General features: G+C 68.5%; 20 protein-coding genes. 19 read left to right on the top strand and 1 reads right to left on the bottom strand.

Features of this window, described 5'->3' with window-relative positions; translation table 11 throughout:
• Positions 1–4 precede the first annotated feature (4 nt).
• From terL to ASF71_RS03960, 16 genes are all read left to right on the top strand, one after another.
• A complete protein-coding gene (gene terL / locus ASF71_RS04025; protein WP_056295391.1) occupies positions 5–1,555 on the top strand; it encodes a phage terminase large subunit in 1,551 nt (516 codons plus the stop codon).
• 93 nt (positions 1,556–1,648) lie between these two features.
• Positions 1,649–3,064, top strand: a complete 1,416-nt coding sequence (locus ASF71_RS04020; RefSeq protein ID WP_056295388.1) for a hypothetical protein — start codon at positions 1,649–1,651, stop codon at positions 3,062–3,064.
• Positions 3,061–3,402: a hypothetical protein gene (locus tag ASF71_RS04015; protein WP_056295384.1), complete on the top strand. Its 342-nt coding sequence runs from the start codon at positions 3,061–3,063 to the stop codon at positions 3,400–3,402. The genes ASF71_RS04020 and ASF71_RS04015 overlap by 4 nt, the downstream gene beginning before the upstream one ends.
• A 103-nt stretch (positions 3,403–3,505) precedes the next feature.
• Positions 3,506–4,663: a hypothetical protein gene (locus tag ASF71_RS04010; protein ID WP_056295381.1), complete on the top strand. Its 1,158-nt coding sequence runs from the start codon at positions 3,506–3,508 to the stop codon at positions 4,661–4,663.
• A gap of 8 nt (positions 4,664–4,671) precedes the next feature.
• Positions 4,672–6,186, top strand: coding sequence for a hypothetical protein (locus tag ASF71_RS04005; RefSeq protein ID WP_056295377.1), 1,515 nt, complete (start codon positions 4,672–4,674; stop codon positions 6,184–6,186).
• A 112-nt stretch (positions 6,187–6,298) separates the two neighbouring features.
• Positions 6,299–6,697 carry a hypothetical protein gene (locus ASF71_RS04000; protein WP_056295375.1) on the top strand — a complete coding sequence of 133 codons (399 nt, stop codon included), beginning with the start codon at positions 6,299–6,301 and terminating at the stop codon, positions 6,695–6,697.
• Positions 6,698–6,770: 73 nt separating this feature from the next.
• Entirely contained in the window at positions 6,771–8,000 is a 1,230-nt protein-coding gene (locus ASF71_RS03995; RefSeq protein ID WP_056295372.1) for a hypothetical protein, read from the top strand.
• A gap of 58 nt (positions 8,001–8,058) precedes the next feature.
• Positions 8,059–8,859: a hypothetical protein gene (locus ASF71_RS03990; protein WP_056295370.1), complete on the top strand. Its 801-nt coding sequence runs from the start codon at positions 8,059–8,061 to the stop codon at positions 8,857–8,859.
• A gap of 6 nt (positions 8,860–8,865) precedes the next feature.
• Positions 8,866–9,273 carry a hypothetical protein gene (locus tag ASF71_RS03985; RefSeq protein ID WP_056295367.1) on the top strand — a complete coding sequence of 136 codons (408 nt, stop codon included), beginning with the start codon at positions 8,866–8,868 and terminating at the stop codon, positions 9,271–9,273.
• Complete coding sequence (locus tag ASF71_RS03980; RefSeq protein WP_056295365.1) at positions 9,266–9,652, top strand: hypothetical protein; 387 nt, start codon at positions 9,266–9,268, stop codon at positions 9,650–9,652. The genes ASF71_RS03985 and ASF71_RS03980 overlap by 8 nt, the downstream gene beginning before the upstream one ends.
• The gene (locus tag ASF71_RS23435; RefSeq protein WP_156372595.1) at positions 9,652–9,828 is read left to right on the top strand and encodes a hypothetical protein; all 177 of its coding nucleotides are present in this window, start codon (positions 9,652–9,654) and stop codon (positions 9,826–9,828) included. Before ASF71_RS03980 ends, ASF71_RS23435 begins: the two co-directional genes overlap by 1 nt.
• Complete coding sequence (locus ASF71_RS03975) at positions 9,792–10,262, top strand: hypothetical protein (RefSeq protein ID WP_056295361.1); 471 nt, start codon at positions 9,792–9,794, stop codon at positions 10,260–10,262. Before ASF71_RS23435 ends, ASF71_RS03975 begins: the two co-directional genes overlap by 37 nt.
• 6 nt (positions 10,263–10,268) lie before the next feature.
• On the top strand, positions 10,269–11,096 hold the full coding sequence (locus ASF71_RS03970) for a hypothetical protein (protein ID WP_056295357.1): 828 nt from the start codon (positions 10,269–10,271) through the stop codon (positions 11,094–11,096).
• Between the two features lie 59 nt (positions 11,097–11,155).
• On the top strand, positions 11,156–11,539 hold the full coding sequence (locus ASF71_RS03965) for a hypothetical protein (RefSeq protein WP_056295354.1): 384 nt from the start codon (positions 11,156–11,158) through the stop codon (positions 11,537–11,539).
• A gap of 116 nt (positions 11,540–11,655) precedes the next feature.
• Entirely contained in the window at positions 11,656–11,880 is a 225-nt protein-coding gene (locus ASF71_RS23430; RefSeq protein ID WP_156372593.1) for a hypothetical protein, read from the top strand.
• Between the two features lie 8 nt (positions 11,881–11,888).
• A complete protein-coding gene (locus tag ASF71_RS03960; protein WP_156372592.1) occupies positions 11,889–12,365 on the top strand; it encodes an HK97 gp10 family phage protein in 477 nt (158 codons plus the stop codon).
• Here the strand turns inward: ASF71_RS03960 and ASF71_RS23425 are convergent.
• Complete coding sequence (locus ASF71_RS23425; protein ID WP_156372591.1) at positions 12,362–12,733, bottom strand: hypothetical protein; 372 nt, start codon at positions 12,731–12,733, stop codon at positions 12,362–12,364. The genes ASF71_RS03960 and ASF71_RS23425 overlap by 4 nt on opposite strands.
• A gap of 40 nt (positions 12,734–12,773) precedes the next feature.
• Here ASF71_RS23425 and ASF71_RS03955 point away from each other — a divergent pair, with 40 nt between their 5' ends.
• From ASF71_RS03955 to ASF71_RS03945, 3 genes are read left to right on the top strand one after another with little or no spacing between them, the layout of a single operon-like run.
• Positions 12,774–19,187: a hypothetical protein gene (locus ASF71_RS03955; RefSeq protein WP_056295347.1), complete on the top strand. Its 6,414-nt coding sequence runs from the start codon at positions 12,774–12,776 to the stop codon at positions 19,185–19,187.
• Positions 19,187–19,582, top strand: coding sequence for a hypothetical protein (locus tag ASF71_RS03950; protein WP_056295344.1), 396 nt, complete (start codon positions 19,187–19,189; stop codon positions 19,580–19,582). The genes ASF71_RS03955 and ASF71_RS03950 overlap by 1 nt, the downstream gene beginning before the upstream one ends.
• A complete protein-coding gene (locus ASF71_RS03945; protein ID WP_056295339.1) occupies positions 19,582–19,947 on the top strand; it encodes a hypothetical protein in 366 nt (121 codons plus the stop codon). The genes ASF71_RS03950 and ASF71_RS03945 overlap by 1 nt, the downstream gene beginning before the upstream one ends.

Genomic DNA, 19,947 nt, shown 5'->3' with positions numbered 1-19,947 from the left:
GTTCGTGCGCCAGGGCTGGCCCATCCTGGAGCCCAGCACCCCGTACATCCACAACTGGCACATCGACGTGATCTGTGAGCACCTTGAGGCCATCAGCCGGGGCGCCGGCACCCCCGACGGCATCAAGCGCCTCCTGGTGAACATCCCGCCCGGGCATATGAAGTCGCTCATCATCAACGTCTTCTGGCCCGCCTGGACGTGGCTGGAACGCCCCTGGTGGCGCGCCATCTTCACGAGTTACGACAGCGCCCTCGTGGTGCGCGACTCGGTGAAATGCCGCGACCTGATCACCTCGCAGTGGTACCAGGGCTTCGGCGTGAAGTGGAAGCTCAAGGCCGACCAGAACGAGAAGTCCTACTACTTCAACACGGAGAACGGCTTCCGGATCTCGCTCACCGTGGGCGGCGCCAGCACCGGCCACCGCGGGGACGTGGTGGTGGTGGACGATCCCATCAGCGCGATCAACGCCACCAACCCCGGGTACCGGGCGGACGTGATCAACTGGTGGGACAAGGCGATGAGCAGCCGCCTGAACAACCTCGCGCACGGCGCCTTCGTGATCATCATGCAGCGCCTGCACGAGCAGGACCTCAGCGGCCACGTCCTGGCGAACGTCGGGACCGAGCACGCCGAGGGCGGCTACGATCACGTCTGTCTCCCTAGCGAGTACGACGGCAAGAACCGCCACGCCACCAGCATCGGGTGGACTGACCCGCGCACCGAGGTGGGCGAGCTGCTCTTCCCGAAGCTGTTCCCCCGCCAGGTCATCGAGCAGGCGAAGAAAACCCTGCTCAGTGACTACTCGGGTCAGCACCAGCAGGACCCGGTACCGGCGGACGGGAACGTGTTCAAGCCGCGCTGGTGGCGCTACTGGGCGCCGCGCGACATGCCCGAGCTCGCGCAGCAGCCAATCATGGTTAAGGTCGATGACGAGTACTACGAGTGCCCGGTGGAGATCCTCCCCTGGACGCTCGAGGAGCTGCGGCAGACCCCTGGCCTCTTCACCCTGTCCGCGCAGTCCTGGGATATGACCTTCGGCAGCAAGTCGAAGTCCGCGTCCAAAGTGGTGGGGCAGGTCTGGGGCAGCATCGGTGCGCGCCACTACCTGCTTGACCAGGACCGGGGCCTGTACGACATGCCGGAGAGCATCGTGCAGGTCCAGGCGATGACGACCCGCTGGCCGCATATCGCCGGCAAGTTGATTGAGGCCAAGGCCTTCGGCGCAGCCATCATGCAGACCCTGCGGGGCAAGCTGGGCGGGATGCTCCCGGTCATGCCCCACGGGGGCAAGGAGCTGCGCGCCCGCGCCATTACGCCCCTGGTCGCGGCCGGGGACGTGTTCCTGCCCCACCCCAAGGTCTACGCCTGGATGGGCGGCCTCCAGATCCGGCTCGCGGCTTTCCCGGCTGCGGACACCGACGAGATCGACACGCTCAGTCAGTACCTCCAGTACGCCAACGCCAATGTCGCCAAGCCCTCGGCCAACCGGGGAGCAGCGCAGGTCGGTCCCGGCGACGTGCTGGGGGACGACGGCGAATTCGACGACCCCTACTAGACCCCCACGAGGAGGTGATTCACCCTGCAACTCGTCGACAAGTACGGCCGCCCGCTGCCTTCCACCCTTCCGACCCATCAGACCGAGGCGGCCGTGCAGATCCGGGGTGGGCGCAAGCCTGCCTCCGCCCTCGATCAACTCGACCCCGGCTGGTACGAAGGCACCTACGCCGACAGTCCCACCGTGGCCGGGCGCTTCGGCATGAGCCGCGCGCAGAGCCGGGACCAGTCCCGCGCCCTGTACTTCACCAACGGCCTGTTCCGCGCCGTGGTCGATATCGCCGGGGCCTTCCTGGTGGGGGACAACCTCACCTATGGCCGCTTCGCCGATCCTGGCCTGCAGGCCATCGTCGAGGACTTCTGGGAAGCCAACAGCTTCGCCGAACTCGTCAGCGAGCGCCTGATCACCGAGTGGTTCCTCGACGGCGAGATCGCCGCCGTGTTCCCCTCCGAGCTGAACGGCGACCGCCTGCCCGGCCGCGATGAGCCGGCCCTCTTCGGGATGCTCGACGTGGGACTCAGCGGCTTCGCGGTCGACGCCAGTACGGCGCGCGGGGCCACGGCCGGAGCGATGGTGCAGCGGGTCCGCTGGAACCGCCCCACGGGTTCGGAGATGCGCTGGGAGGAGGGCAGCTTCGCCTGGGCGGCGCACCTCGGCGGGCTATGGAACGACCCGCGTGGCTGGTCGGTCGCCTTCCCGGCTGCCGACCTCGCCACGGCGTACATCGCCCTGATGAACATGCGCCTCAACGTCCACCACGTGCAGCAGCGTGTGCTGGCCGTCTATCAGGCCATGATTGACCCGAACGGCGTGGACGCGAATGGCAACCCGGACGGCGGCGTGTACGAGTGGCGCCGCAAGACCCGTGGCCTGTCCCAGTTCCCGGAGCGGGGCGGCGTGCTGCCCGTCATGGTGCGGCCCGGCTACACCGACGCGGCGACCGGCAACCGCTACGACGAGGTGGCCGAGTCCATCGACTTCCTGCGGCCCGGCCAGGGTGCGGCGGACGCGGCCAGTGACATGCGCCTGATCCTGCGCATGGTGGGCCTGACCATCGGCGGCCTGCCTGAGCATTACCTGGGCGAGGGCGGCAACGCCACGCGCACCACGGCGGCCAGCATGGGCCTGCCCAGCGTGCGCCTGAGTAATAAGCGGCAGGCCGCGCTCGGAGCCCTGATGACCCGGATCTTCCGCACCGAGATTAAGCGCCGCGCCGGGCCGGACGCGAAGTTCCGCACGGTCAAGGGCAGCCGCAAGCGCCTGCCCATCGACCGGATCGAGCTGCCCTGGGTCTTCCCCGAGATCCGCGAGGAGACGATGACCGAAATCGTCAGCCGCGTCTCTGTGGCCTTGAAGAACGGTCTGGTCAGTGAAGAAACGGCAACCGCCGATCTCGGCTACGACCCGGCCCTGGAAAAGGAGCGGCGCGAGGGTGAGGCGGCCGATCCGGCCCCCGGCAAACCGAACAAGACCCCACCACCCCAGACGGGCGAAGGAGCAGCGCAGTGAGCAACGAACCTCTTAGCGCCGCGCAGGCGGCTGCACTAGCAACCCAGCAGCAGAAGGCCCAGCAGGAACGCAACCGCGAGGCCATCGCCCCTGCCCTGGCCCACGCGTACGGCGAGATCCGGACGGCAGCAGGCAGCGAGAGCGGTCTGACCGCCGTAGACATCGTCTTCCGCCGCTTCGATCTCACGCCCGACCAGCTGCTCTCGGTGTCCCGTGTCCTTTCCGGACAGGGCTACCGGGTCCAGCCGCATGCCAGCGCCCCCGAGGTGTTCACGGTGGGCTGGCAGCAGGCGGCTGTGATGCGGGGCAGCCTCGGCGTGGCGCTGCTGCGCGAGTAGACCCACCCTCTCCCCTGGCCCCCGGTAGACATGCTGGGGGCCGCAACCGTTCCGGAGGCCCGATGAACACGAGCCGCAGTCCCTGCCTCCTGTTGGAGGGTGCGTGAGACGTCTCACCGATCTGACCATCGACCTCGGCGGCACCGGCCCCAGCGCCCAGCCGGTCGTCCGCAACGTCACGCTGAACACCCCCATGACCCCCGGCGCGCTCGGGGTGGTCCTCGAACTGCGCGGAGAATCCCAGAACCCCCCGCTGCTGGAACTCTTCGACGGCGCCCAGCGACTTGGGCAGGTCCAGGGCCTGGGCCACCCGCTGGCCATTACCCTGCCTGGTCCTCTGCCGCTGAGTGCGCGCGTGACCCTGACCGGGTGGGCCACCGGTCTGGAGATCAGCGCGTCCTTCTACACCGGAATGGACGGCGCTCAACCCCTCCCGGAAGGAGGCGTCCCTCTTACCCTCCAGCTCCGGCAGCGCGCCACCTTCACGCTCGGGCCTGGGCAGTCCACCCTCCTGGCCGTCCAGGGTCTGGCCTCGCTCTACCGCGACGGCACCTCGCTGGGCACCGTGGGTGAGGGACCGCCCCTGGCCCTGCAGGAGCCCGGCTTCTACCTCCTCACGCCTCTGCGTGGGCCGGTCACCCTCAGCCGGGTCGGGGTCGGTCCCGCGCCTCCTGGCTCGCCTGCCCAGGTGGACGCCCTGGTGCTGGGGGAGGGCGAGACCGACGGGGTGGTCACGCCGACCGCGCCGCTGCGCTACCACCTCACCGTGCCGGCCGGGGCGTACCTCGAAGTGCAGGTCGAGGCCAGCGACCCGTGCCGGGCGTTGCTGAGTGGGCCGGGCGGCGACCACGCGGGCGGGGAAGCGGTCACCGGCCGGCAGACCCTGGTCGTCGCCGAGGCGACCGGCGGCCTCTACCGGCTGGAGCTGAGCGCGGACGCCGAGGCCGAGGTCACCGTCACCCGGATGATCGCGGTCCTGACCCACCCGGGTGAGGTCGTGATCTCCAGCGGCGGCCTGGGGCATGGCTGGCTGCTGCCGGTCACCCGGGGCCAACGGGTCACCCTCGGGGTTCACCGTCCAGAAGGCGCGGTGGACCGGCCCCGGCTCAGCATCGGCACCCGCAGCGGCCAGATGTACGCCCTCAGCGGGTACTACACCCGGCTCCAGGCCGTGGCGCCAGAGGCGGACACCCTGCTGCTGCGGGCCGACGACCAGGACGTGCCCTACACCGACGCCATCGCCTTCATCGCCACCGAGTAGGAGAACCCATGCCCATGAACCGAAGCCCCTGCCTCCACCTGCTGTCCCTCGGCCTGCTGTGCGACCCGCTGCCCCACCTCGTCGTGCCGCCCGGCATGACGGCGCTGCAGGAGAGCCGCACCGAGCCCCCGCCCCGGCCCACGCCCGAGGCGCTGCGCGAGAGCGGCGTCCACGCCCACCAGGTAGACCGCAACGTCAGCCTGCACGAGGCGCCGCTACGCCTGAGCGGCGTGCAGGTCATCGGCCGCGAGACGGTCGGGACCGGCGACGACCAGCGCGAACTGGTGAAGTTCCGCGCCGACATCGCCATCTGCGACATCATCAACCTCAACTACCGCTTCTACCCCAGATCGGCCTACGAGGCGGCCATCGCGCGCGCTACGCCCTGGATGGAACAGGGCAAGCTCACCGGCCTGCTCGAACACCCCGGCTGGGACGACGGCTGGAAGGGGCGGCTGGACGCCGTGGCCGCCCGCTGGACTGCCCTGGGTATCGAGGAGAAGGATGTCGAGTTTCCACCCGACTCCGGTATCCGGGTCCGCAAGCCCGTGGTGTGGGGCGAGGGCGTCTACACCCGCACCGCCTCGGGCGAGTTGATCCAGACCCTGAACGAGGACGGCGTGTTCGTCGGCATCAGCACGAACGGCTACTCCAGCGTGGAGTGGGTGCCGTTCGGGGAGCTGGGCATCCCCGATCCGAGCGGCATGATCGACCCGGAGCTGGAGATCCCGGTGACGGGCGACGACCTCGCCTTCCTGACCATCGACTTTGTAGCCCTTCCCGCCAACAGCGGCGGCCAGGTCTACGCCGAGTCGGGCGGCTATGGCCCCCCGCCTCAGCGTGCCCCAGCCGCCCCGACGCCGACCCCAACCCCGACGCCCATCACGCCCCCTACCCCCCCGGTCCCGGTACCGGGCAAGGAGTCCTACATGCACCCCAAGATCAAAGCGCTCCTCGAACGCTTCGGCAAGACGCTCGAACAGGTCAAGACCGACCACCCCGCCGAGTACCTGATCGCCTTGGAAGAGGCCGCCCGCGACGGGCACGCCAACCAGGAAGCGGCCACCCAGCTCGCCACGGCGCAGAGTCAGCTGGTGACCGCTCAGACCCAGCTGGCGCAGACCCAGGCGGCGCTGCGCCTGAGCGAAGGCAATCGCGTCACCGAGTCGCGTACCGCGATGGTCGACGCGGCCCTGAACGCTGCTGCGCTGCCCAAGCTGCCCCCGCTGGAAGTGGGCGGCGAGACCGTGGACCTGAACGCCAAGTTCCGCGAGGGCCTGGTGGCCGCGGCCATCGCAGCCGACAGCGACGAGGCGGCCACGGCGCTGCTCACCCAGCAGATCGCCATCCGCGCGCACGAGCTGGCCGGCGAAGGTGTGAATGGCGTGCTTCCGCCCCGTACCCCCACCCAGGGACCGAAGCTGCCGATCGGCGACAACGGTGCGACGCCCCCCCTGGAGTTCAGCCAGGAGTCGGCGGCCAGTCTGACCGCCAATCCGTACATCCTGCGCATGCGCGGCTGAACCACTCGCTCCCTCTCCCACCTCAGTTCCCTGCACCACCCTGGTCCCCTGCACCACCCTGGTCCCCTGCTGCGCGCAGGGGACTTCCTTCTTGCCATTGGAGGCAACCCACATGAAGAACCTGCTGACCTATGCCCCGGACGGCCGCGGCCTGAAGCTCAAGCTGCCGGTGCCCGAGGGCACCCTGGAGGGCGTGCCCACCCGCGTGGGCGACCTGCTCGTTCTCCCCACCACTCCGCGGGCCACGGCGGCGCTCCGGCAGACCACCGGCGTGCCCCAGGGCCTGCGCAACGGCGAGGCGAGCTGCGACATTCCCGGCCTGACCCACCTGCTGGCGACCGGCCCGGGCACCGAGCTGGGCGTGCTCTTCGACGGCGCGACGCCCGGCCAGAAGGTCTACCGCGTGAACGGCGCGCTGGCCTCGGCGGGAACCGACGTGCAGCACATCGGCTTCGTCATCCCCCTGCCGGAGCCGGTGCGCGGTTTCGGCGTCGGCATCCTCGGCAACTGATCCCCCACCCTGGCGCGGCCGGCAGAGCCCCTGCCGGCCGTTCCCCTTTTTCTGTCCCGCCCAGGAGGCGAGCATGAGCAACAGTTACCAGATCGAGCGCCTGAAGAACTACTTCCGTGAGCAGGTGCGGACCAATCCGCAGCTCAAGGACGTCAACCCTGACCGCCTGACCGTCACCACCCTCGCACTGAACCTTCAGACCCGGTTCTACGAGGGCTACTTCGGCACGGAGCGGGTGCGCAAGGCGCTGCGCGAGGGCGCCGACCTGCGCCGCCGCGACCGCGAGGCCTACAACCGCGCAGTGGACGGCTTCGCCGGGCACCACGGTGAGCTGCGCGCGATGGGCCTGAACACGGTGCGCATCGCCGAGACGCTGGTGAGCAGCGACCTGGCCTACGCGGTCGGCACGCTGCGCGACGCCGAGCTGCTCGACAACCGTCCGGCGTTCCAGACCAGCCTGTACGACCTGACCAACCGGCGGACTCGCGACGATCTCAAGTCGATCCAGACGCGCAGCGGCATCCAGCTCGCCGAGCGCCTGCTGCGGGTGCGTTCGGAGAACACCACCAACCTCCAGACGAGCTGGATCGCGCGCGGGACCAACTACTCGATGATGAACCTCGAGCAGGGCGGCCAGCTGACCTGGGAAGCCATCCTGAACGACCAGTTCGACGAGTACGGCGACTTCATCTACGAGCTGGGGCAGAACGCCGCCCGCACCCGCGCGTGGCTGATCGTGGACGCCGTGCGCCGTAGCGCGAACTTCATCCGGCTGCCCGACGGCGGTCTCGGGCCGAACATGGACAACATCGAGGCGGCATCGGCCTACCTCGGCCAGCAGACCGTGGACGGCGCGACCTACTCGCGCACCCTCACCGACATCTACACGCCCGGCTACTGGCGCGCGACCGCGAACCGCGCGGTGGGCACGGCGACCGTGGTCATCGTGGGTGGGGCGTCGGGCGACGTGCAGCGCATGAACCCGAACAACCCGGCGGCGAACACCAACATCAACGTCGAGGAGATCATGGGCGAGCTGCCGGTGGACGCCGGCGACTTCCCCAACCAGAGCAACCTCGACTGGATCGCGGCCGACCCGAACAAGAAGCCGGTCGAGTTCGCGGTGCACAGCCTGTTCGCGGCTGGCCCGCGCATCCTGACCCGCCTGCCGAACATCGTGGAGCTGGACAACATGGGTTCGTTCAGCGAGCACGTGATTGAGACCAAGGTCAGCGACGTGGCCGGGGCCGAGGTCAAGGACAAGACCGCGATCCTGCTGGTCAGCGGCAAGAACACGGTCTGAGCCCAACCGTTCACCCCATCCCCCCACAAGGTCTGTGGGGGGATTTCAAGGAGTTGTCATGACCAATGGAAAGCCCCTCAACGTCATCGAATCGTTCTTCTATGGTGGGCAGTGGTACCACCCGGGTGCGAAGTTTCCCCCGGCTGGGACTGACGTGTCCGCCGAGCTGGTCACCCGGTACACCGGGACGTACCTGCTGAGCGACCGCGACCTGACCAAGCGTGAGAACCCGCAGGCGCACGAGGCGCAGGCCGAACTGGCCCAGGCCCAGGACAGGGTCCGCGAGCTGGAGGAGGCGCAGGCCGACTTCGAGCTGCTGCTCGGGCAGTTCGCCACCGAGGAGGGCGTGCCGGCGACGGTGACCCACGCCCGGGTGGCGATCAAGATGCTGCAGGGCGAGTCGCTGGCCCTGACCGGAGCGCTGGCCCTGCTGGGGACGAAGGACGCGCCGCTGCCCGTGGAGGATCTGCCGGCGACCCTGCGCAGCCTGCTGTCCGACCGGCAGACGCTGGCGCTCACGCGGAAGGAACTCACCACCTTCCGAGCACTGCACCCCGCTGCCCCTGGCACGGATCTGCCGACGAGCTTCCTGCGCCGGGGGCCGCTGGTGAAGGCGGGTCTGGGCACCTATGAGTCCCTGCAGGGCAAGACAGCGGAGCAGCTGGACGCGGTCGAGGGGATCGAGAAGGAGAACGCGGTGAAGATCGTGTCTCTGGTCGAGGCCTGGACCACGAAGCAGGCGGGACAGCCCGCTGGGGAGCCCCAGGCGGGCGCCCCGGCACCGGCACCGGGGGAGACCCTGCCGGAGGGCCACCAGCCGCCTCCTGGCGAGCCGGGCGACCCCACCCAGGGGGGGTGAGCCGGCGTGCCCGACTCGGAAAATCCCGAGGTGATGAGCACCGCCGACCACCTGGAGGGCAGCTACGGTCTCACCGCCGAGGGCCTGGCCCTGGACGAGGCGGTCTTCACCCGGCGCGTGGGGCTATGGGAGCGGCTGGCGGCCCAGCGCACTGGCGTCTCGGCCGAGCAGCGGACGGCGCACACCGAGGTGCTGGCCCTGCGTGCTTGGCAGGCGCAGCTGATGCTGGATGCGGACAAGTTCCGCGCCGAGGGGGACATCACGGTGGAGAAGGACGTGATGGCGCGCGTGAAGCAGGTCGAAGCCTGGCTCAAGGCGGCCGAGGCCGTGGCGGGGCTGATCCCGGCGCTGACCGGGCAGGTCTCGGCCAACCCGGCGCCGGAGTTCGGGACCTGGGGGCTGGCTGATGGCTGACTCGACCCTCCGGCGCAGTCCCCAGCTGGAGCGGCTGCGCAAGCAGGCTTCCAGGGCGGTCGCCCAGTACTCGCCCGAGATGTTCCGCCATACGCTGACCTTCAGCCGGGGTGAGCACACCTGGGAGGTGCGGTGCAGCGTGCAGGACCCTCAGAAGCTCAGGCCTGACGCGGTGGCCCGCCTCCAGGCGACTGCTGCCGAGTTGGACGGTGTGTCCTACCGGGACCTGCGGGTGCTCAAGGTCCATCCCGAGGACACCATGCCCTTTCCAGGGGCCACGTCACCGTGGGACGACGGCACGCTGGAGGTGCTGGACTGGTCGCAGGCTTCGGACTTCACCGATCTGCGCACTGGCACTGCTGTGCTCCGGAGGCCCTGATGACCGACCTCTACGCACAGGTCCGCAGCGTCCGAAACCTCTACATCGCGGGGATGAGCAGCGTGGCCGACACGGCGGCCGAACTGGACCGCCTGATGGTGGCTGCGCAGGGCCAGGACGCGCGGGCCTACGAGCTGGCGTGCCGGACCCGCGCGGCAGTGGTGCGGCCGCCGTGAGCATTGCTCAGGACCTGCACGACCGGCTGCGCGCCGCCCTGCCCCCGCAGGTGCCGGTGCTGTTGCCTGAGCAGTTCAACGTGCCACTCGACGCCGCGCCTCTCGACGTCCAGGGGCGACCCGCCGTCGGCAAGGGCGAGCGCGGCCTGGGGCTCTACCTCCAGCAGCACCCACAAGGGTACGTGCAGGTCTACGACCCACAGCCGATCATGACCACTTCTGGCATGTACGACGAGCACTGGGCGACCGTAGACGCCATTGCAGCTACCGACGCGGCCGCCGACGCCCTTCTAGTACTGGTGCGCCGCACGCTCGGCGGCACCCCCCGCACTGGGGGCCGCACCAAGGTCACCACGCCGCCCCGCATCACCCGCGAGCCGGGCAGCGTCCGCATCTCTATTCAGTTCTCCGTGCGCACCGCGCACCCGAGGTAAAACACTATGCAGAACGCACTCCTGCGCAACCCTAACGTTCTCGACGCCTCCAACATCACGACCGCCGGCCGCCAGGTTTACGGCATCCGCAAGGGCGACGGCGGCAAATTCACCGACTTCGGCGTGATCGAGAGCGCCACCCCGGCCCGCGAGAACACCGAACGCAACCTGACTGGCAACCGTAAGGGTCGGGGAAAGACCTACAAAAAGGCCATCGCCGACAGCACCTTTAGCCTGACCTTCCAGACCAGCGCGACCGGCGACCTGACCGTGCGCGAGTGGTTCCTGGGCAGCAAGGCCATCGTGACTCCGGCAGCCGCCAATGCCTTCGCTGCCAGCACGGCGCTGGTGCTGGGTGCCCTGATCGAGCACAGTGGTCGCGTTTACCGCGTGGCGAAGGCCGGCACCACGGACGCCGCCGAGCCGACATGGCCCACTGAAAAGGGTCTAACGGTCGAGAGTGGCACCGTGACCTTCGTGGACGCCGGCACGGTGGACGAGAACGCGGTGCGCGCCTACAGCAACGACGCCAACATCGGCGAGGGTGCCTTCATCGTTATCGCCAGCACCGAGGAATCGGACGGCGCGCGCAGCATCATCCGCGTGTTCCCGAACGGGTCGATCACCGGCGACGACGAACCGACCATCCAGGAATACGACGGCTACCAGTTCGTGATGACCGCCCTGAGCAACCGGGCCTGGGCGCCGCCCGTGATCCTGGGCGACTTCGCCAGTGCGCGACCGGACGGCGTGATCTACGACGTCCCTAACGACCGGGTCGAGGAAGCCGTGAACCTGCTGGCCACCTCACTTGCCACCTACATCGAGGCCTGAGCCCAGGCTCCTCACCAGCCCGCTCCGCTTGGGGCGGGCTGTGCCCCTCACAACACGAGATGACCAAATTGCCGGACTACACCCGCCCCGTGACTCTCAGCAGCGGCGTGACGGTCACGGTCAGCGCCTGGGGCCTGGCCGACGTTGCTGCCCACGCCACCGATTTTCAGGCGGTGCTTGACGCGCTGACCGCCAGCCTGCGCGATGTGCCCCCGCCGATGCCCAGTCAGGACAGCATGGCGCTGCTCACCCGCTCAATCCAGCTCAGCCTGACCCGCCCAGAGGACGCTGTCCTTGTCAAGGCCTGCGACTTCCCCGACCTCCTCGAAGCCATCTGGGAAGTGAATGGCCTCGGTGATCTGGCAAAAAAAGCCCTGCGCCTGCGCCTGGAAGCGGACAAGGTGAGACAGGCGCTGCTAGCGGAACACCTCGGCTCAGCCTGATTGACCAGGCGCTGGAATACATGCCCTGGGCTGAGGTAAAGGTCACGCCGCCGCAAGTACTGGCAGCTCGGCTCGAAGCCCTAGCCCGCCGCCGATCGCGCGAGCGTGCCGAGACTATGCGCGACCGAGCAGCCTCCAACGAGATCAACCGTGGGCAGGAGGTCGTGGGGACGCTTCCGCCGATGAAAAGCACCTACAAGATCCTCGACCGCCCCTACGAGCGCCACGTTCGGCATCTGGAACGCCTGGGCCAAGGCCTGCCTCCTGAGGAACTGCCCGAGGAGCGGCAGAAGCGTCAGGCCCATGAGACCCAGCGCCTGGCCAACGAACTGTTGAAGTGAGGTGAAACGTGAACCCTAAGGTCAAGCGGGGAAGCAAGGGGGTGTATGCGAAGCGGGGCAAGGCGCTCTCCCGCGAGCTCCCCAGACTCGCGGCGGCGGCGGCGCAGGACGGGCTGAGTCAGGCGCAGCGGGGCCTGTCCGCCAACGTATACGCGACCGCTCCCGGCCTGCGGTATCAACGCACCGGCCAACTGCTCAGGCAGCTTTACGCCGCGGGCACGGCCGGCTCAGGGTCGCTCACCGTCGAGCTGGGCGACCGGGCCGCCTACGCCTCACACATCGAGTATGGGACCGGTCCCTATGAGCTGTCGCCCGCGCAACTGGAGGCTTACCTCAAGGTGTTGCCGCCGGGCGGCCTGCTGCAATTTGGGCGCTCTGGCCGGGCCTACCTACTGCCCGGCCCCTACATCGGCCCAGGCCTGCGCTTCGCCCAGTTCAAGACGCATGAGCGAGTGCAGGCGTTCATGCAGAAGCTCTGGACTTAATAGAGAGCGAGGGCCGCAGAAGCATCGAACGCGTTCGTGCCGGTTACCACACAACGAAACGCGACAGGTTTGTTGTCCGAGAGGACGGTCATGCTGTCCCAGGTCCACCTGTCCTCGTTGAACACGGGAGATCCACTGAGTGCGCTCCTGGGTTCTTTGCCTGTCTTCTGATAGATGCTGAAGACGCACACTTCTTCCAGGCGAGCACGAGAAATCTCCGCGAGTGTAGGAATCGGCGGCTTGGAAGGTTTATTGGGCGTGGTCATAGCAAAAAGAATAATCCCAACGATGGGACCGAGCGTAATCAGGATAAAGGCCCAGGTGCCTTTTCCAATCGCAGGGCCGGTTGGCGCGGGTTGTCCGGTCATGCCTCACCCTATCCACTCGCCCTGACAGGAGGTGCACACGATGGCGCAGCTACGCGACGAGCTGGTGCTCGAAGTTTCCCAGACCCTCACCGCGCTCGATCAGGTCGACAAGGCCCTGGACAAGATCTGGCGCAGCCGGGGCAAGCTGCCCAGCCCCGTGCCCTCCCTGCCCACCGGCAGCGGCTCGGGCAGTGGCAGCGGCCGCACGCCGGCCGAGACGCAGATGGACCGCATCTCCAACCGCCTGAAAGTGGTCCAGCAGGAGATGAACCGTCTGGGCGACGGCGCCTCGCAGCAGCAGCTCGACGCCTACGCCACACGCCTCGCCCGCCTGACCACCCAGGCCAACGCGCTGGCCCCCGGCCTCGACCAGAGCAGCCGGGCCGGCGCCCGCCTGTCAGGCATCCTGACCGGCCTGAGCGGCACCACCGACCGTGTCCGCACGGCCCTCGATCAGATGTCACAGGGTCCGCGTCTGGCCGGAGATCCCGAAAGCCTGCGCCGGCTGCGTGAGCAGATCAAGGACATCGGCAACCAGATCACGACGGTGCGCGCCCAGTTCATCTCCGGGACTGGCCCGGCCACCCAGGCCGAGGTCGTGGCCCTGACCACCAAGATGGCCGCGCTGAAAAACCAGGCGCAGCTGCTGGCCCAGGGGCTGCCGGCGGGCAGCAAGGAACTGCGGCAGCTCTCCCTCGCGGCCGCGCAGGCCGAGCGCACCATCGCGGGTGCCAACGGGCAGATGAGCAGGCTCGGGCTGGCCTCGCAGGTCAAGCTCGGCGTCGGCGGCGCGCTCGACGAGTTCCGCGCGTTTCAGGGACCGGTCAACGGGCTCGCCCAGATGGCGAAATTCAGCGACGCGGCGCGGGTGAGCAGCCTGCTGTTCGAGTCGCAGCTGCGCCGGCAGAACATCACGATGGACGAGGGCGCGAAGGTCGTCAACCGGCTGGTGGAGCGGCTCAAGATCATGCCCTCGCAGGCCCAGGAGTCCATCCAGGTGCTGCTGCGCAACGGCTTCAACTTGGAACAGGCCTACACGGTGTTGGAGCGTGCCGGGGCCTCGGCTATCGCCCGTGGTCGCAGCTCGGCGGACGGGGTCCAGATCTTCGCCGACGCCATCCAGAGCCAGAACAGCGCCTTTCTAAATTCCATTGGTATCGCCGGGAACCTCTCGGATTTCTACTACCAGTACGGCAAAACCATCGACGTCAGCGCGAACAAGCTCGACAAGTACCAGAAGGCTCAGGCGGCCACGAACCTCGTGATCGCCGAGACCGAGGAAGAACTGGCCAACCTGCCTACCCTCCAGGCGGGCCTGGGCGGGGGCTTCAGCGACCTGAGCATCGAAGCCCAGCGCTTCCAGATCGCGTTCGGCAAGGCGTTCATCGGGCCGCTCGCGCAGCTCGTCAGGGGCTTCACGGGCGCCCTGGACGTGTTCAACCAGCTCCCGACCCCCCTCAAGGACATCAGCGCGAAGTTGCTCATCGTCGGGGGCTCGGCGTTCTTCTTGGTCAAGGGATTGCTGCTGGTGCGGGCCAACGTCATGGGGGTCAACGCCCAGCTGTTCGGCACGGCTGCTGCGGGTACCGCCGGGGCGGGCGGCATGGCGGTTTACAACGCCCAGCTCGTGTTCCTGAAGCAGAACGCGGCCACGGCGCTCGCGCAGGTGGGCGCCCTGAAGGCCGGACTCAACATCCTCGGGGCGGCGGCCATCGGCGTGACCATCGGGCTCCAGATCAACGCAGTGGATCTCGGCGAGGGCAAGGGGACCATCGGCGAGAACATTCAGCTCGCCTTCCTCAATCAGGCCAAAACCAACGATCTGGACGGCAAAATCATGCGCGCCATCCTGGGGATCAGCAAGGAGACGGCTGAGGAAGCCTCGACCCAGCTCGCCAACGATCTCTCGGGCATCACGAAAAAGGCCGAGGAGAAGTACGCCACTGCCCTGGCTCAGGGCGGCGAGAAATATGCCGGGCTGCTCCGCATCCGTGACAACGCGATCCAGAGCAATGCCCGGATCGTCGAGAAGCGCAAAACGACGACCGACCCCCAGGAACTGGCCAATCTCCAGCGCCAGGTCGACATGAACAACCGGGTCATCGCGTCCATGAATGCCCAGGCTGCCGCGATCCTGAAGGCGAAGGCCGCCAAGAGCGGCGACGTGAAGAGCACCCAGGATCAGGACGAGGCTTACGCAAGCCTCCAGGCCAGCCTGCGCGAGCTGGGGCAGCAGTTCGGCGAAACCAAGACCACCGAGTTCCAACGCCAATTGGAGCAGGCCCGCAAAGGCTTCGAAAAGTTCGAGAAGGACATCGCAAAGGCCGTCAAGAAGGGCGAAATCACCGCTGCTCAGGGCAAGCTGCTGACCTCGGCCCTCGACACGGCCGAGGGTCGAGTGGTTCCCGACCTCGTGACCCGCCAAGTCGAGGAAAACAAGCGGACTGCTCTCCAGGGCCAGCGCGAGATCCAGGATGGGCAGAACGCGCTCATCAAGGAGGGAAGGAAGCGGCGCGAGGCCGAGTTGACCCTCGAAACCACGCGCCTGAAGGACGAATACGCCCGCCGCATCGCCGAGGCGCAGCAGAACGCCGACGCTTCGGGCCTGAACCCCACCCAGCGGAAGGCCCTGAACGACGAGGTCGTCCGTCTGGAAGGGGAGCGTGACGACAAGATCGAGCTGGCCCGCAGAAAGGCGAACGACGACCTCGAAGAGCTGGAGCGCGAGCGCCACAAACGCGTGCTGGACGCAGAGATCGCCGCTTCGCAGACCCAGGTGCAGGTCGCGGAAGCGGGGCTGGCCGCGCTCGTTCAGTCCCGGAACGCGGCCCTGAACCGTGCGGACGGGAACGCGGGCCGCCTCGCCGCCGAGCGCCGCTACGGTGACCAGATCGTCGAGCAGCAGCGCGAAATCGCCGAGGCGAGCAGCAGGATCAAAACCTCCCAGCTCGCCCAGGACTACGCCGAGGAAATGCGTGCATCACGCGAGAGCGGAAACCAGCGGGGTGCCCTCGAACTCGCTGCCCGCGAGAAGTACGGCGCGGCTCTCCGGGCGCTGGAGATCGAGACCCGGACCCAGGTCTCCGACGCCGTGATCGGCCAGAAGGAACGCGAAAACGAGGCCGTCGCCCGATTGGAACAGCGTGGCCTCGACCGCGTGCTGGCCAACATCGGGAAGGCGACGGGCGCCGAGCTGACGAGCATCAAGGCCCGCCTCGAAGCTCGCCGGGCGCTGGCCCTCGCGGATGGGAACGCCCCGCTGGCCGACGCGCTCGACAAGGCCATCGAAGGTGTGACCGGCCAGATGGTCGAGAACGCCCGCGACTTCCGCGACCGCCTGAGCGAGTCGCGGGTCCAGGCGACCGATCTCCGGACCCAGCTCGCCGAGATCGCCCAGACCCCGCTCGAAGCGGCCCGGAAGAGCGCGGCGGGACCGTTCGATACCGTCATCAAGGGCGCCCAGAAGCAGCTCACCGACCTGCGGAAGGCCTACGGGAAGGTGGCCACCCCGACCACCGAGGACACGGCTGATTTCACCCGCAGGCAGGGGGAACTGACCGACCTCGTGACCCGAGCGACGGCACAGCGTACCCAGGCCCAGACCGCTGCCGAGACGCGGTACTACCGCGAGCGTGCGGACAAGGCGCAGTCAGCCCACCTGAGCCTGAGCAAACGCGAGCTGGACTTGGGGCGACTGACCCTGGACGGCTACGAGCGCGTTCTGGCGGCGGATGGCGTCTACTGGGAGGCCCGCAGGCACAACGCCGCCGAGGGCAGTGAGGAGCAGGAGGCTGCCGCCCAGCACCTCCGCGAGAACGAGGACGAGCTGCTGCGCCTGGCGGGCGAGCGCCGGGCCTACGAGAAGGAGGCCGCCTCCTTCTCACGCGAGGAACTCCAGAGCGGGCTCGAACTGGCGGCCTCCGACCGGGACCGCGCCCGGTCGCTGGAACTGCTCAACACCAGCGACCGGCAGCGGGTCGCGGACCTCAGCAGTGAGATCGCCTCCCTCGCGGCCCAGGGGGGACACGAGCGCCAGATCCTAGACCTGCGCCGCGAGCGTGCTGTCCTCCAGAAGGATCTGGCGACCCGCCAGCGCGAGGAACTGGAGCACGCCCGCGCGCTGACCCAGAGCGTCCTCGACCGGGTGGACGCGGAGAGCAAACTGGCCGAGAAGGTGGCCAGGAGTGATGCCGCTGCCGCCCAGGCCCGCCAGCGGGGTATCGAGAACGCCTATGGGCGCCTATCTGCGCTCGATGGGCAGGTGTCCAATGTCAAATCTGAGGAGGAGTACAACAAGTTGCTGGCCGAGCGCGCCAACCTCCTGAGTCAGATCCATGACCTGGAGGTGGCCGCCGCACTGGCGCCCCTGAGTATTGAGCAGGAACGGTTCGGCCTCCAGGCGGCCCAGCGCCAGCTCCGGACCACGCTGCTGGGCCTGAGCCAGGAGGAGACGGTCCAGGCCCAGGAGGGCCTGCGACTGGCGCAGGAAGCCGAAGACATCGCCCGGCAGCGGCTCGCGGTCATGCGCCAGGAGGGCAATCCTTCGGAGCAGCGGCAGGCCGAGACCGAGGCGATCCGCGCGCAGGTGGCGGTGCTCGAAGCCCGCAACCGGCTGATCCAGGCGCCGATCACGCAGGAGCGCACGCGCCTGCAACTGCTCCAGGCCCAGGGGGCGGCGTCGCTGGCCCTGATGGGGCTGGGCGAGGACGAGCAAGCCCAGGCCCAGCTCAAACTGGAGACGGCCCAGCGCGAACTCGTGGTGGCCAATGCGGCCCTGTCGGTGGCCAGTGGCCGCGCGCAGGTCGAGGAGGCCCTGACGGGTCAGGCCAACGCCCGCGTGGCGCTGGTGTCGGCAGAGACGGCGGTGCTCCAAGCCAACGTCTCTGCCCAGAAGGCCAGTGCGTCATCGCAAAAGGAAGTTCTGGGGCAGCTCGAAAGCCTCCGGAGCGCCCAGCGCGAGTACGCCCGCGCGCAGATCAAAGCGGCGCAGGATCTACTCGGCGCCACCCAGAAGCAGCGCGACGTCGAGGCCGTTATCGGCGATCTGGCCGACGACGAAGTGGCCAGCGCCGAGCGTGCCCTGAGTGCCAGCCAGGAGCGCCTCGAACTCACCCGGAGCCTGCTTCAGTCCTCGTCGGGCGCCAGTCCGGAGGACCGTGCCGGGTTGCTGAGTCAGCAGATCGAGCTGCTGGGTGAAGTCGCCGAGGGGGAGCGCCAGGTCGAGGCGGCCCAGCGTGCCCGGCGCACCGTGCTCGAAGACCTCACCGTGGCCCAGAGCGGGTTGCGCGCCGAGATGGCGGGCGGCTCGGCCGAGGCGCGGTCCCTGGTCTCGGCGCAGGACGCTCTCGCGGCCGCGAGGCTCCGGGTCGCTCAGGCCGAGCGTGAGTACGCCGACGCCGTGGCGCGCGGCAACCCCGGCGCCGTGAAATCGGCGACCGAGGGCCTGACCTCGGCGCTCGCTGGGCAGCGGTCGGCCATCCAGAAGATCAGCGACGCCTACCAGGACGTCATCAACAAGATGAAGTCCGTGCAGGACGCGGGCGCGAGCCTGCGCAAGGCGGTGGACGGAGAGGGAGAGGGCGCGCGAATCAATCCGAACCTCGAACTCGACCGGTTTTATGCCATCGAGCGGCGGCGACAGACCGCCATCGCCGGCTTGCAGGACGCGCTGCGCTCGGGGGATGTGGCCGCCATTGCCACGGCGACCCGGACCCTTGCCGAGCAGGAGGAACGTTATAAGAAGCAGGCCGAATTGCTCGGCAAGAACGGCGTCACGGTGAACCTGCGCGATGAGCCGACCGTCCGCAGTCTGGCCGATCAGGTGGACCGGCTGGGGATCGAGGGGGACCGTGAGGTTGACCGAATCCAGCAGAGGGCGGACGCCGCGAAGGCCGAGGCCGAGGCGACGGTGACCTTCGTGGGCGGTGTTCAACTCTTCGGCCAGAAGGTCGACGATCTGCTGGGTGGTCTGAAGGGCGCTGCCGAGTCGAGCCTGAGTCCAGAGGAGCGCGCACGCCGCCAGGCCGCCCGCGACGAACTGGCGCAGGCAACGGCGGGCCTGAAGGGGGCTGTCAAACAGTCTCTGGCCGAAGCGGGCAATCAGTACAGCAAGGCCGTCCGGGAGGCGACCGGTGGGAGCACCGACCCCCGGATCGCCCCACGCTCCGAAGCGCAGCAGCAGGCCCTGGAGACGCAGCTCGCGCAGAGGTACGGCGCTGGACTGGTCGAAGCGGTGCGCGTGGCCACCCAGGAAGCGCTGCGGCCCTATCAGGCACCGACCACCACGCCGCCGCCTGCGCAGAAGGTGGACAACAGCAAGCACGTCACGGTCAACCACAGCTGGGGCGGCATCAACATCACGACGCAGCCGGGGCAGGACGCCCGCGCGCTCTACGACGACATCATGGCCGAAGCCCAGCGGCGCGGCGACCTCATTGGGACAGGTGACTGCTGATGATTCTCGACGAAGCCCTGAGTATTCAGGGCATCGCTCTCGCCCCTGAGACCGTTCCCCCCGGCAGCAGCCTGACCCTCGATCCGATCTGGGCCGAGGAGGAGGTCGTCTTGCTGAGTGGCGCCACCCGCCGTTATCAGGCCGATCAGCGTGGTGGGTGGCGTGTCGAACTCGCGCCACCGGACACCTACGCCGTGCCTCTGACCATCAAAAAAGCGGTGGAGGCGGCGTATGCGGCCCGGCAGCCCGTGACGATCCGCGAGACCCTCAGCGATCCCGAGGCCGAGCGGGTCTGGACCGGGGTGCTCACCGAGCGGCCGGTGTTCGTGGAGGTGCCCGGCACCGGCCGACTGCTCTACACCTATTCGCTCAAGCTCATGCAGGAGGAGCCCTGATGGCCGCACAAATCAACTGGTACGCCCCGGACGGCGTGACACTGCTGTCTGGGCAGGTGCCCTTCGGGAACGTCAAGCCGGGCGCGCAGAAAAGCCTCACCTGGGTTTACCGCAACGTCGGCGACGCGCCAGCCGAGGACGCTGTGCTGACGGTCAGACCCGTTGGGGCAGTGGATCTCGAAGACTGGATCAGCGGCATGACCGGGAGCCAGAGCTTCAGCCGCGCCGCCCCGCTCTCCCTGGGCGATCTCGCGCCCGGCGCCGAGGGCACCGTGACCCTGACCCTGGCCGTGCCCCCAGACGCCGAACTGAGCAGCCGCCCCCTGATGGCCCAGCCCGGTATCGCCTACGACCTGGAGGCGTGA

The organism is Deinococcus sp. Leaf326 (assembly GCF_001424185.1).
Taxonomy (GTDB): Bacteria; Deinococcota; Deinococci; order Deinococcales; family Deinococcaceae; genus Deinococcus.
This window is presented reverse-complemented; position numbering and strand designations above follow the sequence as displayed.

Bases quoted from the DNA above. Each gene is read 5' to 3' on its own strand.
- ASF71_RS04005 (WP_056295377.1), top strand. From the start codon at position 4,672: ATGCCCATGAACCGAAGCCCCTGCCTCCACCTGCTGTCCCTCGGCCTG.
- ASF71_RS03970 (WP_056295357.1), top strand. From the start codon at position 10,269: ATGCAGAACGCACTCCTGCGCAACCCTAACGTTCTCGACGCCTCCAAC.
- ASF71_RS23430 (WP_156372593.1), top strand. From the start codon at position 11,656: ATGCGCGACCGAGCAGCCTCCAACGAGATCAACCGTGGGCAGGAGGTC.
- ASF71_RS03980 (WP_056295365.1), top strand. From the start codon at position 9,266: ATGGCTGACTCGACCCTCCGGCGCAGTCCCCAGCTGGAGCGGCTGCGC.
- ASF71_RS04000 (WP_056295375.1), top strand. From the start codon at position 6,299: ATGAAGAACCTGCTGACCTATGCCCCGGACGGCCGCGGCCTGAAGCTC.
- ASF71_RS03965 (WP_056295354.1), top strand. From the start codon at position 11,156: ATGACCAAATTGCCGGACTACACCCGCCCCGTGACTCTCAGCAGCGGC.
- ASF71_RS23425 (WP_156372591.1), bottom strand. From the start codon at position 12,733: ATGACCGGACAACCCGCGCCAACCGGCCCTGCGATTGGAAAAGGCACC.
- ASF71_RS03995 (WP_056295372.1), top strand. From the start codon at position 6,771: ATGAGCAACAGTTACCAGATCGAGCGCCTGAAGAACTACTTCCGTGAG.
- ASF71_RS23435 (WP_156372595.1), top strand. From the start codon at position 9,652: ATGACCGACCTCTACGCACAGGTCCGCAGCGTCCGAAACCTCTACATC.
- ASF71_RS03950 (WP_056295344.1), top strand. From the start codon at position 19,187: ATGATTCTCGACGAAGCCCTGAGTATTCAGGGCATCGCTCTCGCCCCT.
- ASF71_RS03955 (WP_056295347.1), top strand. From the start codon at position 12,774: ATGGCGCAGCTACGCGACGAGCTGGTGCTCGAAGTTTCCCAGACCCTC.
- ASF71_RS03945 (WP_056295339.1), top strand. From the start codon at position 19,582: ATGGCCGCACAAATCAACTGGTACGCCCCGGACGGCGTGACACTGCTG.
- ASF71_RS03990 (WP_056295370.1), top strand. From the start codon at position 8,059: ATGACCAATGGAAAGCCCCTCAACGTCATCGAATCGTTCTTCTATGGT.